The sequence below is a fragment of the Phenylobacterium sp. LjRoot219 genome (assembly GCF_964252995.1).
Lineage (GTDB): Bacteria > Pseudomonadota > Alphaproteobacteria > Caulobacterales > Caulobacteraceae > Phenylobacterium.
Window position 1 is genome coordinate 3,441,815 of the sequence record NZ_CAXUQI020000001.1, and the last position, 13,269, is coordinate 3,455,083.

Sequence of the window (13,269 nt, forward strand, 5' to 3'; positions counted from 1 at the left end):
ATCGGGCTCCCAAAAGGAGCCCGGTCATGCCCCAAGAGCCGTCCCGCGACATCCTGCCGATCCCCGACGCGCAGCATGTCGGCCTCACCACCTACGACGCGCGCGACCCGGCGACGAAGTACCCGCCGATCAAGCCGCTGCGGCCGCCGAAGGGCGCGCCGAACGTGCTGATCGTGCTGATCGACGACGTCGGCTTCGGCGCCGCGTCGGCCTTCGGCGGCCCCTGCCACACGCCGAACTTCGAGCGGCTGGCGGCGGGCGGGCTGAAATACAACCGCTTCCACACCACCGCGCTCTGCTCGCCGACCCGCCAGGCGCTGCTGTGTGGCCGCAACCATCATTCGGTGGGCATGGGCGCGATCACCGAGATGGCCACCTCGGCCCCCGGCAACAGCAGCATCCGGCCGAAAAACAAGGCGCCAATCGCCGAGACCCTGAAGCTGAACGGCTATTCGACCGCCCAGTTCGGCAAGTGCCACGAGGTGCCGTTTTGGGAGGTGAGCCCGGTCGGGCCGTTCAACCAATGGCCGACCGGCTCGGGCTTCGAGCACTTCTACGGCTTCGTCGGCGGCGAGGCGAACCAGTACTATCCGGGGCTCTACGAGGGCACGGCGGCGGTCGAACCGCCAAAGACCCCGGAGGAGGGCTACACCCTCACCGAGGACCTGGCCGACCGGGCGATCACCTGGGTGCGCCAGCAGAAGGCGCTGATGCCGGACAAGCCCTTCTTCATGTACTGGGCGCCGGGCGCGACCCACGCGCCGCACCACGTGCCGAAGGCCTGGTCCGACAAATACAAGGGCAAGTTCGACCAGGGGTGGGACAAGCTGCGCGAGGAGACCCTGGCGCGGCAGAAGCAGCTCGGCGTGGTGCCCAAGGACGCGGTGCTGACCGCGCGCCACGAAGAGATTCCGTCCTGGGATTCGATCGACGCGGCGCTGAAGCCAGTGCTGGCGCGGCAGATGGAGATCTACGCCGGCTTCCTCGAGCAGGCCGACCACCAGGCCGGCCGGCTGCTCGACGCGCTGAAGGACCTGCAGAGCCTCGACGACACCCTGGTCTATGTGATCATCGGCGATAACGGCGCCTCGGCGGAGGGCACCATCCAGGGGTGCTTCAACGAGATGACCACGCTGAACGGCATGCCGGGGATCGAGACCACCGAATTCCTGGTCTCGAAGATCGACGATTTCGGCACGCCCAAAGCCTACAACCACTATGCGGTCGGCTGGGCGCATGCGCTGTGCGCGCCCTATCAGTGGACCAAGCAGGTCGCCTCGCACTGGGGCGGCACCCGCAACGGGACGATCGTCCACTGGCCGAACGGCATCAAGGCCAAGGGCGAGATCCGCAGTCAGTTCCACCATGTGATCGACGTCGCCAAGACGATCCTCGAGGTCGCCGGCCTGCCGGAACCCTCGATCGTCAACAGCATCGCCCAGGCGCCGCTCGAGGGCTTCAGCATGGCCCCGACCTTCAACGACGCGAAGGCGCCGGAGGTCCACGACCTGCAGTACTTCGAGATGTTCGGCAACCGCGGCCTCTACCACCAGGGCTGGACCGCCTGCACCAAGCACCGCACGCCGTGGAAAGCCGACCAGCCCGGCCCCTTCGATGAGGACACCTGGGAGCTCTACGGCCCCGACGATTGGACCCAGGCGAACAACCTGGCCGCCAATGAGCCGAAGAAGCTGGCCGATATGCAGCGGCTGTGGCTGATCGAGGCGACCAAGTACAACGTCGTGCCGCTCGACGACCGCGGTTTCGAGCGGATCAATCCCGACATCGCCGGCCGCCCGCAGCTGATCACCGGCGCCAGCCAGATCCTTTTCCCCGGCATGCGGGTCAGCGAAGCCTGTGTGCTGACCCTCAAGAACAAGTCGCATTCGGTGACCGCCAATCTGACGATCCCGGCCGGCGTCACCCCTGAGGGCGTGATCATCACCCAGGGCGGCAGCGTCGGCGGCTGGACCCTCTACGCCAAGGGCGGCAAGCTGAAGTATTGCTACAACTTCTTCGGCATCGACCACTACTTCGCCGAGGCCGACCAGCCGATCCCCGCCGGCGACCACCAGGTGCGGATGGAGTTCAAGTACGACGGCGGCGGCCTCGCCAAAGGCGGCGACGTCACCCTCTACTACGACGGCAAGGCGGTGGGGACTGGCCGGGTCGATCAGACCGAGCCGATGGGCTATTCGGCGGATGAGGCCTGCGACGTCGGCAGCGACTCCGGCTCGCCGGCCTCGCCCGACTACGGTCCCTCCGGCAACCGCTTCACCGGCAAGATCCACTGGGTGCAGATCGACGTCGGCGACGACGACCACAATCACCTGGTCACCGCCGAGGATCGGCTCAAGGTGGCGATGGCCCGCCAGTAGGCTCGGAGAACGGCCGCCGCCGGTTCAGCGCCGGCGGCGGCGCTGCCCTCTCGACAATGCGCCGCGCTGCGGGCGTGATGGCCGCTTCGTTCGCCGCACGAGGCCGTCTTTGGCGCTTCCGTCTCTCCGTCGCCCGCTGACCTGGCTCGCGCTCGCCGCGGCGGTGGCGCTCGGCGGCTGCCAGCAGGGCGTCCAGCGGCCCGCCTGCCCGGCCGGCAAGGTCTGCCTGGAGTACGGCAACGACACCGAGCCGCTGACGCTCGACCCGCAGCGCGCCGAACTGGTCAACGAGTCGCTGGTGATCGGCGACCTGATGATGGGGCTGACCACCGAGGCGGCGGACGGCGCGGTGATCCCCGGCATGGCGGAACGCTGGGAGACCAGTCCCGACGGGCTGACCTGGACCTTCCACCTGCGGCGGGCGCTGTGGTCGGACGGGGCGCCGGTCACCGCCGAAGACTTCGTCTTCGCCTACCGCCGGGTGCTCGATCCGAAGACCGGCGCGACCTACGCCTACCTGCTGCAGCTGCTGAAGAACGGCGCGGCGGCCACCGCCGGCAAGGCGCCGCTGGAGAGCGTCGGCGCACGCGCCCTCGACGCCCGCACCCTGCAGCTGACGCTGGAGCACCCGGCCCCCTACCTGCCGCAGCTGCTGACCCACCTGAGCTTCTATCCGGCCCCGGCCCACGCGGTGCGCCGCTGGGGCGAGGCCTGGGTGCGGCCCGGACGCTACGTCTCCAACGGTCCCTACCGGCTGATCGGCTGGCGGCTCGGCGACCAGATCACCGTGGAGAAGAACCCGCACTTCTTCGACGCCGCCCGGGTCTGCGTCGACCGCATCAACTATTATCCGACCCCGGACTATGTCGCCGCCGAACGCCGGGTCGCGCGCGGCGAGCTCGACGTCGTCACCACCTTCCAGTCGAACCGGCTGGCGCATATCCGCCAGACCATGCCGGGCTATGCGCGCACCCACCTGTGGCTGCGCACCGCCTATCTGACGGTCAACACCCGCGACCCCGGCCCCCTGCGCGACCCGCGGGTGCGCCGGGCGCTGTCGCAGTCGATCGACCGCGACTTCATCACCGCCAAGCTGCTGCGCGCCGGCGAGCAGCCGGCCTACAACTTCGTCCCGCCCGGCACGGCGAACGCCCGCATCGGCCCGGCCACCGTGTGGGCCGGCAAGTCGCTGGCCGCCCGCCAGGCCGAGGCGCGGGCCCTGCTGGCGCAGGCAGGCTACGGCCCGGGCAAACCGCTGAAGATCGAGGTCAAGACAGCGACGGCCACCGACAGCGCGCTGATCGCCCAGGCGGTGCAGGCCGACTGGCGCGCCGTCGGCGTCGAGGCGCGGATCCAGCAGAACGAGGGACAGATCCTGTTCGCCGACCTGCGGGCGCGGAACTTCCAGACCGCGCTGGTCAGCTGGGTGGCGGACTTCAACGATCCGCTGACCTTCCTGGCGCTGTTCGAGTCGCGCACCGGGGCGCAGAACTACGGCGACTACAGCAACCCCGCCTACGACGCCCTGCTCGCCGCCGCCGAGCAGCAGACCGACGTCGGCCGCCGGGCCGACATCCTTGCGCAGGCCGAACAGCTGATCCTGACGGACGAGGCGGTGGGGCCGGTGTTCTTCGCGGTCAGCCGCAGCCTGGTCAGCCCGCAGGTGACCGGCTGGGTCGACAACATCGAGAACAAGCACCGCGCCCGGTGGCTATGCGCGCCTGCCGGACGCGGCGCCCGGGCTCAGCGATAGACGTAGCGGCACTGCTTCTTCTGCGCGCGGTTCTTCGCGATCTCATGGCCGGCCACCGCGCCGACGCCCGCGCCGACCAGCGTGCCGGTGGTGTTCTTGCCGATGGCGTTGCCGACCAGGCCGCCGCCGACCGCGCCGATCAGCGTCCCGTTGTTGGCGTTGCGCCGCACGCCGCTCGGCGTGGAGCATTCGAGGACCCGCTTCTTCGGCCGGGCCTCGGCGGTGATCGGGGCGGCCGCGACGGTCAGGGCCGACGCCGCCAGGATCGCCTTGGCGATGATCTTCGTACGCAAACAGATCTCCTCATTCCGCAAAAACACGCCGGCGGAAAACAGCTTCGGACGGCCGAGGGTTGCACGCTGCGCCGCTTGGGCGCGTCGGCGGAACCCAACCGGGGCCTAGGGCTTTTCTGCGGCGTCAGTCGGCTTGCGACTCCCCGTCAGGCCGGCGCCATTGGAGATACTCTGATGTCCATCCTCGCCTGGATCGTTCTGGGCCTGATCGCCGGCTTCGTGGCCAGCAAGCTGGTGAACAAGAGCGGCGGCGGACTCGTCGCCGACCTCGTGCTGGGCGTCGTCGGCGCCTTCGTCGGCGGTTTCCTGTTCACCCGCTTTGGGGCGGCGGGCGTCAGCGGCCTGAACCTCTACAGCATCCTGGTCGCCATCGTCGGCGCCGTGGTGGTGCTGTTCATCTACCACGCCATCGCGGGCCGTCGGGTGTAGCGACCCCCGCGTTCGTGGCTTTGGAAGGGCCCCGCCCGGGCATCGGGCGGGGCTTTTTCGTGACGGGTTGGCGCCGTGCCCACCGCCCCTTAGGTCCCGGCGCTCCGGCCGGGATGACGGGAGGAAGAGAGCGCGCTAGGGTCGCCTGCCTTTTGTCGGAGTAATGTGATGAGCGAGCGGCTGCGGTGCGTGGCGCCGGTCGGGGACAAGTGCGGCGAGGCGGCGACCTGGAGCGCCGAGGAGCAGGCGCTCTACTGGTGCGACGTCAACCGCTTCCTGATCCATCGGCTCGACGCCGAGGAGCGGGTCGCCAGCTGGTACTTCGACCAGCCGGTCACCGCCCTGTCGCTGACCGAGCAGCCGGGCGTGTGGCTGGTGGCGCTGGGCTCGCGGCTGATCCTCTGGCGGCCGGCGGAGGACAGCCGCCGCGAGCACGGCTTCCAACTCGCCCAGTGGCCGACGGCGCGCCTGAACGACGGCCGCGCCGCGCCGAACGGCGACTTCTGGATCGGCACCATGGCCAACAACGTCGGCCCCAACGGCGAGCCCGGCGCGGCGCCGTTCGGCCACGGCGTGCTGCATCGGCTGCAGCCCGGCGGCCGGGTCACCGAGATCAAGCGCGAGCTCGGCATCTCCAACACCGTCTGCTGGTCGCCGGACCGCACGACCTTCTATTTCGCCGACACCCTGCAGAACACCATCTGGGCGTACGACTACGACGTGGCGAGCGGCGAAATCTCCGGCGAACGGCCGTTCTTCTCGGGCTTCGAGCGCGGCGTGCCGGACGGCTCGTCGGTCGACGCGGCGGGGCGGCTGTGGAACTGCCGCTTCGACGGCGGCTGCGTGGTCTGCGTCGCGCCGGACGGGACGATCGAGCAGGTTCTGGAGGTCCCGGCGCGCAACGTCACCACCTGCGCCTTCGGCGGCGCGGACCTGAAGACCCTCTACATCACCACCGCGGCGATGGAGACCAGCGCGTCCGACCGGCTGGCTGGCTCGCTGTTCGCCTACCAGGCCGACGTCGCAGGCCTGGAGAGCTTCAAAGCGAAGCTCTGAGGAGAAACCACGAAAGACACGAAAGGCACGAAAGGTCGACCATGACTATCGACCGGCCGCTGGCCGGTCATGCGATCCATTGCACCCTTGCGGTGAGCCGCTCTCAGCGCCGGCTTTTTGTGCCTTTCGTGTCTTTCGTGGTTCGCACCTAAACGAAAAAGCCCCCTCCGCCGCGAGGCGAAGGGGGCTCTTCAAGCTCAGCCCTCGAGCGAGGGCCGCGGGCTTAGAACGCGTTCAGTTCGTTCAGGCCCGGGAACAGGTCGCGCACGGTGCCGAAGTCGGCGCCCGACGCGTCACGCGCCTTCAGGGTCGCGCCACCGAAGGTGTAGCGGCCGCCGACGCGGAAGGTGTGGCTCTTGTAGTCGAAATCGCTGGTGTCGGCGTAGTCGTAGCCGGCCTGGATCGACCACGGGGTGCCGGCGAACTGGTATTCGCCTTCCACGCCGACGGTCCAGGTGTCGAACGAGCCGAGGTCGTCGGTGTCGACCTTCGACCAGCCGGCTTGCGCTTGCAGCTTGGCGTTCTCGTTGACGAAGAAGCGGGCTTCACCGCGCAGGCCGTACAGCAGGGCGTCGTCCAGGTCGTCCGAGTAGCCGATGCCGCCTTGGCCGTAGAGGGTCACGGCGTCGCTGACGGCCCATTGGCCTTCGGCGCCGGCGGCCCACACGTTCAGGTTCTCAGTGGCGTTGAAGCCGGCGAAGCCGCCGACCAGGCCAGCGCCGACCTTGCCGTTCAGGTGGCCGGTCAGCGAATAGTCGACTTGGTCGCTCACGTCGCCGCCGATGCTGGTCACGGCGCCGTTGATCAGCGCGTTCAGCGAGCCCGCGGCGAAGCCGGTGGCGCCTTCCAGTTGGAAGATGTCGAGGTCCGGGTTCGGGCCGTCGACGTCGACGACGCTGCGGGCGTAGTTCACGCCGACTTGGCCGGTGACTTGAGCTTGGGCGGCGGTCGCCGACAGGGCGATCACGGCGGCGGCGGTGGCGAGGAGAGACGTTTTCATAATTATTGTTCCCGTTGAACGGATGGGCGCTCCCCTAGCGCCTCGGCGCCCGCAGCGGCAACAGCGCAGCTCGTTATTCAAGCAAAGTCGCATCAGCATGTGACCGTCACGCCACAGTCGCTAGTTGCAGGTAGACAAGAAGGTTCGCGCTGAAAGCGACCAGCGATTTCTGAAGCAGATCAGCGCAGAGGCGGACTTGGCGGCGCGGTGCGCTCTTCCTGCGGCGCCTCCAGCTTCAGCGCGACGGCGGTGGAATTCGGCCCCACCTCCCTCACCGCCTCGGCGATCTCTTCCTGCGGGACGCCCAGCCGCTGGGACCAGAAGCGCATGGCCTGCTGATCGCTGACGTCGATCGTCCGGGGCGCCTCGAAGCTGCGGCGCTCGTCGCCGCGGCGTTCCAGATTGCGCTTCTTGTTGCCCATCAGCCGATGGCTCCATGTGGTCCGGCACAGAAACGGACCGTTGGCGACCGACGTTCCCGCGCCGCCGTTCACACCTTCGGCTGTATTGCTAAAACCCCTCGCGCCGACGGGATTAAAATTCCGACGGCGCCCGGGTGATGGTGAGGTGCCGCGCGTCCTCGGCGTGCTTGGCCTCGTCGTCGCCCAGCACCTCCACCGCCATGGCGATGTGCGCAAAGCTGAGACAGAGCTGCATCAGCCGCGTCTCCTTCGCGTCGAATTGATCGAGCGGCTTCTGGTCGAGGTAGGCGAGGGCCGGCGCCAGCAGCGGCTTGGCGGCCTCGAAGAAGGCGACGCGGTCGGCCGCGCTGCTGGATCGGCGTGCGCCGGCGCGCGCCTCGGCCCGGTCGAAGGCCCAGGACACGACGAACGGCTCCAGCGTTTCGAAGCCGGACGGCAGGGCGGTCTGCGGCTGGCTCATTGGGCGGCTCCCGCGCGCTCGGCCTTGTAGGCCTCGACCGCCTGGTCGACGGCGTGCATCAGGTGGCGGCAGAGCACCTCCTGCGATTGGAAATGGATGTGCTGCAGCGCGCCGCTGGACAGCCCACGCTGGCCGGCCTCGATCACCGCGCGGTCCTCCGAGTGGATGTCCTTCGCCGAGGCCATGGCGTACTCGCGGGCGAAGCGCTTGCTGGCGCTGTCGTCCGGCCCGATCCAGTAGAGCCGGATCACCCCGCGGGTCCTGGTCGCCGAGATCGGAAACACCGTGTGGGAGAAATGCTGGTTGGGCGACCCCAGCAGGAAGAAGTTCGGGAACAGCGCGAAATACTCGCGGTTGTTCGGCGCCTGGGCGAAGCCCGCCTCGGTGACGAACTGGAAGCCCTTGCCGAAAGCGAAGCCCTGGACCGGCAGGATCTCCGGCGCCGGGTTCGACCAGATCGTCTGGGTGCGGTGCGGCCCGTGGAAGCCGAACCGGGTCGGATAGCCGAACGGATTGTCCTCGCCGCCAGCCGCCTTGCCGGAGCGCGGGTGAATGAACCGCAGGTGGTAGTTCTCCTGGAAGTTGTCGTAGGTCAGCTTCCAGTTGGCGTCGATCTCGTAGACGTATTCCGAGAAGGTCGTCGCTTTGGCGACCGGCAGGGTCTCCAGCTCGGCGGCGAGCGGGCCGAGGTAGTCGCGCAGGGACTGCGCCGGGGCCGCGGCGAAGTTGACGAAGATCAGGCCGGCGCAGACGTCGATGGCGATCTTCGGCAGGCCGCAATCCTTCGGCTCGACATAGAACCGCTCCATGTCGGGGGCCGAGCGCAGCGCGCCGTCGTTGCCGAAGGTCCAGGCGTGATAGCGGCAGCTGAACGACGAGCGCTTGCCCTCGGTCTCGGCGACCAGCTGGGTGCCGCGGTGGGTGCAGACGTTGTGGAAGGCGCGCAAGGCGCCATCCTTGCCGCGGGTGATCAGGATCGAGGCGCCGAGCACCTCGAGCTCGCGGACGATGAAGCTGCCCGGCTCGGGCAGCTCGCAGACGTGGCCGATCTGCAACCAGCTGCGTCGGAAGATCGCCTCGCGCTCCAGCTCGAAATAGTCGGTCCGATAGTAGGGGCCGGCCGGCACCGGGCCGGTGCCCAGTTGCGCCGGGTCTTCGCCCTTGATCGTCAGGAACTGCGGAGACTGCAGGTTCATCGCTTCCATCCCGCTGCGGCGGCCGGTCGGCCGGCGTATCTGGCTGCGACGAAAAATACGACAGACCTGTCGTAAATACAACAGGCCTGTCGCAAAGCTTGGCTGTAGGCGCGCGCTGGCGCGTGCAGGCCGTATCAGGCTAGCTTCCGGCGTGACTTTCAGGACTCCCCCGCCCCGATGACCTCAGCCGATGCCGGCCCCCAACGGCGCAACAAGGGGTTCGAAGAGACCCATCAGGAGATGATCGAGACGGCTGTGCGCCTGATCTCGGAGAAGGGGGTGGAGGCGCTGTCGGTCTCGGCGCTCGCCCGGGCGATGGGCGTCAACCGGACGACGGTCTACTACCACTTCGAGACCCGCGAGGCGTTGATCGCCGCGGTCAAGGCCTGGTCGTCGGAGCAGCTCGCCCGCGGCTTCGGGCCGATCGGCTCGCGGGCCGAGCGCGCCGACTACATCACCCGCTTCGTCCTGGAGAACCCGGAGCTGATCAAGCTCTGGATCGAGGAGGTGCTGTCGCCGGGCGACATGCGCGACAGCTATCCGCAGTGGGACGCGCTGGTCCGGGGCACCCAGGCGAACTTCGACGCGGCCGCGCCCGGGGAGGCCGACGCCGAGGTGTTCTGCGTCATTCTGCTGATCAGCGCCTTCATCGGCCCGCGGGTGTTCCGCAACCGCGTGCGGCCGGACGAGCCGTCTGAGACGGTGATCGCGCGCTTCCGCAATGAGTGGCAGCGGATTCTGAAGTCCGAGGGGTTGTTGGAGTCGTAGGCGACACCAACGCTGTCATCCCAGAAGCCGCGCAGCGGCTGTCCGGGATCCAAGAACACCAAAGGGATGTTCATTCGCGGCGCGGCCGCACCTTAATTTCCTGCGCCGTGTTCTTGGGTCCCGGTCTTCGCTGCGCGAAACCGGGATGACAGGGAAAAGCTACAGCGGCCGCGGCGAGTTCAGTTCGACCATCACGCCGTTGGGGTCTTCCAGGAAGATCTGCCGGACCGGCGCGCCGGGCATCTCGATCATCCGGTAGGCCACCCCGTGCGCATCCAGCTGCGCGGCCAGCGCGTCGAGGTCGCCGACCTCGAAGGCGGCGTGGTTGAGCACGCTCTCGCGCGAGGGGACCACCGGTCCGCGGGCCTTCTGCAGATGCACGATCGGCCGGCCGGCGGCGTAGAGCCAATGGCCCTCGAAGCCGAAATCCGGTCGCGGCCCCTCCTCCAGACCCAGCACCTCAACGAAGAAGTCGCGGGTCTCCTCGAGCTTGTCGGTGGCGATGTTGACGTGGTCGATCAGGCGGATCATGGCGCCGGCCTTCCCATGCTGGAGCGCATTCTATCGCAAAACCGGCGTCCACTTTTGCGGAACGCGCCGCCCGGATGATTTCAGAGCAGGGTTCCGCCGTCGACCGTGAAGACCTGGCCGGTGACGAAGCCGGCGCGGTCCGAGGCCAGGTAGACGACCTGGGCGGAGACTTCCTCCGGCCGGGCGATCGGCCGCGGCAGCACGCCGGTGCGGGCGCGCTTGGCCGCCTCGGCCGGATCGACGTTGCGGAAGGTGGTCATCATGAAGCCGGTCTCGCGGTTGAACCGGCTGCCGGCGCTGAACGCCGCCGGATCGTCCGAGACGGTGCCGTAGGGGGCGACGCAGTTGACGGTGATGTTGTGCCGGCCGACCTCCTTGGCCAGCACCTTGGTGAAGCCGTGCACCGCGCTCTTCGCCGCCGAATAGACCGGCAGCATGTAGTCGCCGACCAGGCCCGCGGTGGAGCCGATGTTGATGATCCGGCCGCCGCCCCGCGCGACCATGCCCTTCAGCACCGCGTGCGTCATGCGCAGCGTGGTCTTGAAGTTGATGTCGATGTCGCCTTCCCAGGTCTCCGGGTCGGAATCGACGAACAGGCCCGAGCCGACGTTGCCGCCGACGTTGTTGACCAGCACTTCGACCGGTCCCAGCGCCTCGGCGGCGGCGAGGATCTGCGCCGGCGCCGCGCGGTCCAGCAGGTCGGCGCGGACGAACACCGCCGCCTGCGCGCCGCGCGCCAGGGCCTGCTCGACCACCCGCGCCCCGGCCGCCTCGTCGCGACCGACCGCGACCACCTTTGCGCCCTCGCCGGCGAAGTCGAGGGCGATCGCGCGCCCGATGTTGGCGGTGGCGCCGGTGACGATCACCACCTTGCCGGCCAGTCCGAAATCCATGGCGCTCTCCCTGCCGTGTTTTGGCGGCCGCCGGCGCGTTCGCTCGACAGTCCTGTAGAAAAGAGTGCCGCGCCGGACGCGCCGGACGCAAGCCGCGCCGAGCGCGCTGCGGCGGCCAGAATGCGCCGATCAGGCCAGATTGATCAGGGTTTCCGCTCAGGTCCTTGGGTCAGGATCCTGAGTCAGGATTCTGGCGCGCGCGGCTGCCGGGTCCGCCGGCGCACCTCGGCGCTGACGCGACGCGCCTCGGCCAGCGCATCGCGCCGGGCGCGAACCGCCGCCAGCTTGGTCCGCCGCGCGCGGGCGTTCGCCAGCGAGCAGATGGTGGCGGGACCGCTGACCATGGCGTGGCCGGGCAGCGCGCGCAGCGCCCAGCTCAACGGCTCGGGGATATAGAGCTCGGCGCCCATCGGGATCCGATAGACCTCATACAGCACGCCCTGGCGGCGACTGCGGGCCGTCCGATCCGGTTCGTCGAAGGGCATCATGCAATCTCCTGCTGGCATGGAGCCTGGCGCGATCAAGCTCCGCAGGGTTTTGACGTTGGCGGGAAAAACAAAATGCGGGGCCTTCCCCGCGCCCGTCCCTATCGTTCGATGGGCCGGCGACCCGGAAGATTCACGCCTGCGGCATCCGGCGCAGCTTGGCCCGCAATTGCGCGGCTTTCGGCATTTGCGGCCAGGCTTGAGCGCGCCGCAGGACCGTCCGCGGCTGAGCAGAAACGAAAACGGCGCGGACGGCTGAGCCGCCCGCGCCGAATGTCGTCAGGCTGGGCGCCGCAGCGGCGCCCGGGTCCGCGTGGCTTAGGAGACCACTCGGCCGCCGTTGACGCCGATGGTCTGGCCGGTGACGTAGCCGGTCTCTTCACGGCACAGCCAGGCGCAGGCGTTGGCGATGTCGTCGGCCACGCCCATGCGCCGCACGGGGATGGTCTGCAGCAGCACTTCTTCCGGGATCTGGAACTTCTGCTTGTTGGCCTCGGACATGATGGTGCCCATCACCGAGCCCGGCGGGATGTTGTTGACGGTGATGCCGAGCGGGCCGAGCTCCTGGGCCAGCGAGCGGGTCATCGAGATCATCGCGCCCTTCGAGGCCGAATAGTGCGCCATGGTGATCGCGCCGGTCTGGGCCGAGGACGAGGAGATGTTGACGATGCGGCCCCACTTGGCCGCCTCCATGTCCGCTAGGCACACCTGGGTGACGATGAAGGTCCCCTTCAGGTTGATCTCCAGCATCCGGTCCCACTGCTCGTCGGTGAGTTCCTTGAACGGGACGAAGCCGGTGATGCCGGCGTTGTTGACGACGATGGTCACCGGACCGAAGGCGTCACGCAGCTTGCCGACCGCGGCGACGACCTGGGCGCGGTCGGCGATGTTGGCCTGCAGCGCGATCGCCTTGCCGCCCGCCGCGGTGATCTCGTCGACCGTCTTCTGGACGCTCGCCAGGTCGAGATCGAGCACGCCGACCGCGACGCCCTCGCTCGCCAGCCGCTTCGCGCAGGCCGCGCCGATCCCGGCCGCCGCGCCGGTCACCAGTGCCGTTTTCGTCATTCCGGTCTTCCCTTCCAGGTCCTTGTTGTCGCTTGCGCCTCCCGGTTAGCCGGGCGCGCGAGAAGTTCAAGTGCAGGCGCGCCGTTCCGCATGTGGACCAATGTACCGCATGCGGGGCCGCATAAAGGCGCATCGCCGAAGGCGGACGCAAACAACGCCCGGGCGGTGCGGTTTGGCGCGAAGGGTGAAAGCCTAGGCGTCCGAGCGCGGCTTGACCGGCGAGCTCATGGCGAACGGCAGGTCGGGCGAGGAGATGGTCGAGGCGCGGCCGTTTTCGTGGATCACGGTCACCCGGCCGAGCGCGGCATTGATCACCACGCCCTTCACCCCGTCGACCCAGGCGTGCAGCGCCGCACGCGCCTTCTCCAGCGCCTCGCCGTCGACATGGGCGTGGCCGGAGGTTTCGACTTCTTCCGCCAGCTCCAACTCGCGGTCCGCGGCCGCCTGGACCCTCGACGCCTGATCGTTGCTCACGACAAATCCCTCGTACTCTTCGACCAACCCTTTCGGCCGAAGCCCTGGGTTTGGCAAGGCGCGAGG

Annotated in this window: 15 protein-coding genes; 5 read left to right on the top strand and 10 right to left on the bottom strand. The window is 68.7% G+C overall.

Annotated features, from left to right (window positions below):
• Positions 1-26: 26 nt before the first annotated feature.
• Positions 27-2,378, top strand: coding sequence for an arylsulfatase (locus ACSQ14_RS16835; RefSeq protein ID WP_436014829.1), 2,352 nt, complete (start codon positions 27-29; stop codon positions 2,376-2,378).
• A 109-nt stretch (positions 2,379-2,487) separates the two neighbouring features.
• Positions 2,488-4,131: a peptide ABC transporter substrate-binding protein gene (locus ACSQ14_RS16840; RefSeq protein ID WP_436014831.1), complete on the top strand. Its 1,644-nt coding sequence runs from the start codon at positions 2,488-2,490 to the stop codon at positions 4,129-4,131.
• On the opposite strand, the gene ACSQ14_RS16845 is transcribed toward ACSQ14_RS16840, so the two are convergent.
• A complete protein-coding gene (locus ACSQ14_RS16845) occupies positions 4,122-4,424 on the bottom strand; it encodes a glycine zipper domain-containing protein (RefSeq protein WP_436014833.1) in 303 nt (100 codons plus the stop codon). The two genes, ACSQ14_RS16840 and ACSQ14_RS16845, sit on opposite strands and share 10 nt — an antisense overlap.
• A 174-nt stretch (positions 4,425-4,598) precedes the next feature.
• On the opposite strand from ACSQ14_RS16845, the gene ACSQ14_RS16850 reads away from it, so the two are divergent.
• Positions 4,599-4,853 (top strand): GlsB/YeaQ/YmgE family stress response membrane protein, encoded by a 255-nt coding sequence (locus tag ACSQ14_RS16850; protein ID WP_436014835.1) that lies wholly within the window; start codon positions 4,599-4,601, stop codon positions 4,851-4,853.
• Between the two features lie 168 nt (positions 4,854-5,021).
• Positions 5,022-5,909, top strand: coding sequence for an SMP-30/gluconolactonase/LRE family protein (locus ACSQ14_RS16855; RefSeq protein ID WP_436014837.1), 888 nt, complete (start codon positions 5,022-5,024; stop codon positions 5,907-5,909).
• 223 nt (positions 5,910-6,132) lie between these two features.
• Here the strand turns inward: ACSQ14_RS16855 and ACSQ14_RS16860 are convergent, their stop codons facing one another.
• From ACSQ14_RS16860 to ACSQ14_RS16875, 4 genes are all read right to left on the bottom strand, one after another.
• Positions 6,133-6,909 carry an outer membrane protein gene (locus ACSQ14_RS16860; protein WP_436014839.1) on the bottom strand — a complete coding sequence of 259 codons (777 nt, stop codon included), beginning with the start codon at positions 6,907-6,909 and terminating at the stop codon, positions 6,133-6,135.
• Between the two features lie 179 nt (positions 6,910-7,088).
• Positions 7,089-7,331, bottom strand: coding sequence for a DUF3606 domain-containing protein (locus tag ACSQ14_RS16865; RefSeq protein ID WP_436014841.1), 243 nt, complete (start codon positions 7,329-7,331; stop codon positions 7,089-7,091).
• A 112-nt stretch (positions 7,332-7,443) separates the two neighbouring features.
• Entirely contained in the window at positions 7,444-7,791 is a 348-nt protein-coding gene (locus ACSQ14_RS16870) for a hypothetical protein (RefSeq protein ID WP_436014843.1), read from the bottom strand.
• On the bottom strand, positions 7,788-8,987 hold the full coding sequence (locus tag ACSQ14_RS16875; RefSeq protein WP_436014845.1) for an aromatic ring-hydroxylating oxygenase subunit alpha: 1,200 nt from the start codon (positions 8,985-8,987) through the stop codon (positions 7,788-7,790). The genes ACSQ14_RS16870 and ACSQ14_RS16875 overlap by 4 nt, the downstream gene beginning before the upstream one ends.
• Before the next feature lie 177 nt (positions 8,988-9,164).
• Here ACSQ14_RS16875 and ACSQ14_RS16880 point away from each other — a divergent pair, with 177 nt between their 5' ends.
• Complete coding sequence (locus tag ACSQ14_RS16880; RefSeq protein ID WP_436014847.1) at positions 9,165-9,755, top strand: TetR/AcrR family transcriptional regulator; 591 nt, start codon at positions 9,165-9,167, stop codon at positions 9,753-9,755.
• Positions 9,756-9,914: 159 nt separating this feature from the next.
• Here the strand turns inward: ACSQ14_RS16880 and ACSQ14_RS16885 are convergent, their stop codons facing one another.
• The 5 genes from ACSQ14_RS16885 to ACSQ14_RS16905 form a co-directional block, all read right to left on the bottom strand.
• The gene (locus tag ACSQ14_RS16885; protein ID WP_436014848.1) at positions 9,915-10,286 is read right to left on the bottom strand and encodes a VOC family protein; all 372 of its coding nucleotides are present in this window, start codon (positions 10,284-10,286) and stop codon (positions 9,915-9,917) included.
• An 80-nt stretch (positions 10,287-10,366) separates the two neighbouring features.
• Entirely contained in the window at positions 10,367-11,179 is an 813-nt protein-coding gene (locus ACSQ14_RS16890) for an SDR family NAD(P)-dependent oxidoreductase (protein WP_436014849.1), read from the bottom strand.
• Positions 11,180-11,361: 182 nt separating this feature from the next.
• Entirely contained in the window at positions 11,362-11,664 is a 303-nt protein-coding gene (locus ACSQ14_RS16895; protein WP_436014851.1) for a hypothetical protein, read from the bottom strand.
• Between the two features lie 318 nt (positions 11,665-11,982).
• Complete coding sequence (locus ACSQ14_RS16900; RefSeq protein WP_436014853.1) at positions 11,983-12,729, bottom strand: SDR family NAD(P)-dependent oxidoreductase; 747 nt, start codon at positions 12,727-12,729, stop codon at positions 11,983-11,985.
• Positions 12,730-12,921: 192 nt separating this feature from the next.
• Positions 12,922-13,203, bottom strand: coding sequence for a hypothetical protein (locus ACSQ14_RS16905; protein ID WP_436014855.1), 282 nt, complete (start codon positions 13,201-13,203; stop codon positions 12,922-12,924).
• Positions 13,204-13,269: the final 66 nt, after the last annotated feature.

Bases quoted from the DNA above. Each gene is read 5' to 3' on its own strand.
- ACSQ14_RS16835 (WP_436014829.1), top strand. From the start codon at position 27: ATGCCCCAAGAGCCGTCCCGCGACATCCTGCCGATCCCCGACGCGCAG.
- ACSQ14_RS16850 (WP_436014835.1), top strand. From the start codon at position 4,599: ATGTCCATCCTCGCCTGGATCGTTCTGGGCCTGATCGCCGGCTTCGTG.
- ACSQ14_RS16855 (WP_436014837.1), top strand. From the start codon at position 5,022: ATGAGCGAGCGGCTGCGGTGCGTGGCGCCGGTCGGGGACAAGTGCGGC.
- ACSQ14_RS16860 (WP_436014839.1), bottom strand. From the start codon at position 6,909: ATGAAAACGTCTCTCCTCGCCACCGCCGCCGCCGTGATCGCCCTGTCG.
- ACSQ14_RS16865 (WP_436014841.1), bottom strand. From the start codon at position 7,331: ATGGGCAACAAGAAGCGCAATCTGGAACGCCGCGGCGACGAGCGCCGC.
- ACSQ14_RS16870 (WP_436014843.1), bottom strand. From the start codon at position 7,791: ATGAGCCAGCCGCAGACCGCCCTGCCGTCCGGCTTCGAAACGCTGGAG.
- ACSQ14_RS16875 (WP_436014845.1), bottom strand. From the start codon at position 8,987: ATGAACCTGCAGTCTCCGCAGTTCCTGACGATCAAGGGCGAAGACCCG.
- ACSQ14_RS16880 (WP_436014847.1), top strand. From the start codon at position 9,165: ATGACCTCAGCCGATGCCGGCCCCCAACGGCGCAACAAGGGGTTCGAA.
- ACSQ14_RS16885 (WP_436014848.1), bottom strand. From the start codon at position 10,286: ATGATCCGCCTGATCGACCACGTCAACATCGCCACCGACAAGCTCGAG.
- ACSQ14_RS16890 (WP_436014849.1), bottom strand. From the start codon at position 11,179: ATGGATTTCGGACTGGCCGGCAAGGTGGTGATCGTCACCGGCGCCACC.
- ACSQ14_RS16895 (WP_436014851.1), bottom strand. From the start codon at position 11,664: ATGCCCTTCGACGAACCGGATCGGACGGCCCGCAGTCGCCGCCAGGGC.
- ACSQ14_RS16900 (WP_436014853.1), bottom strand. From the start codon at position 12,729: ATGACGAAAACGGCACTGGTGACCGGCGCGGCGGCCGGGATCGGCGCG.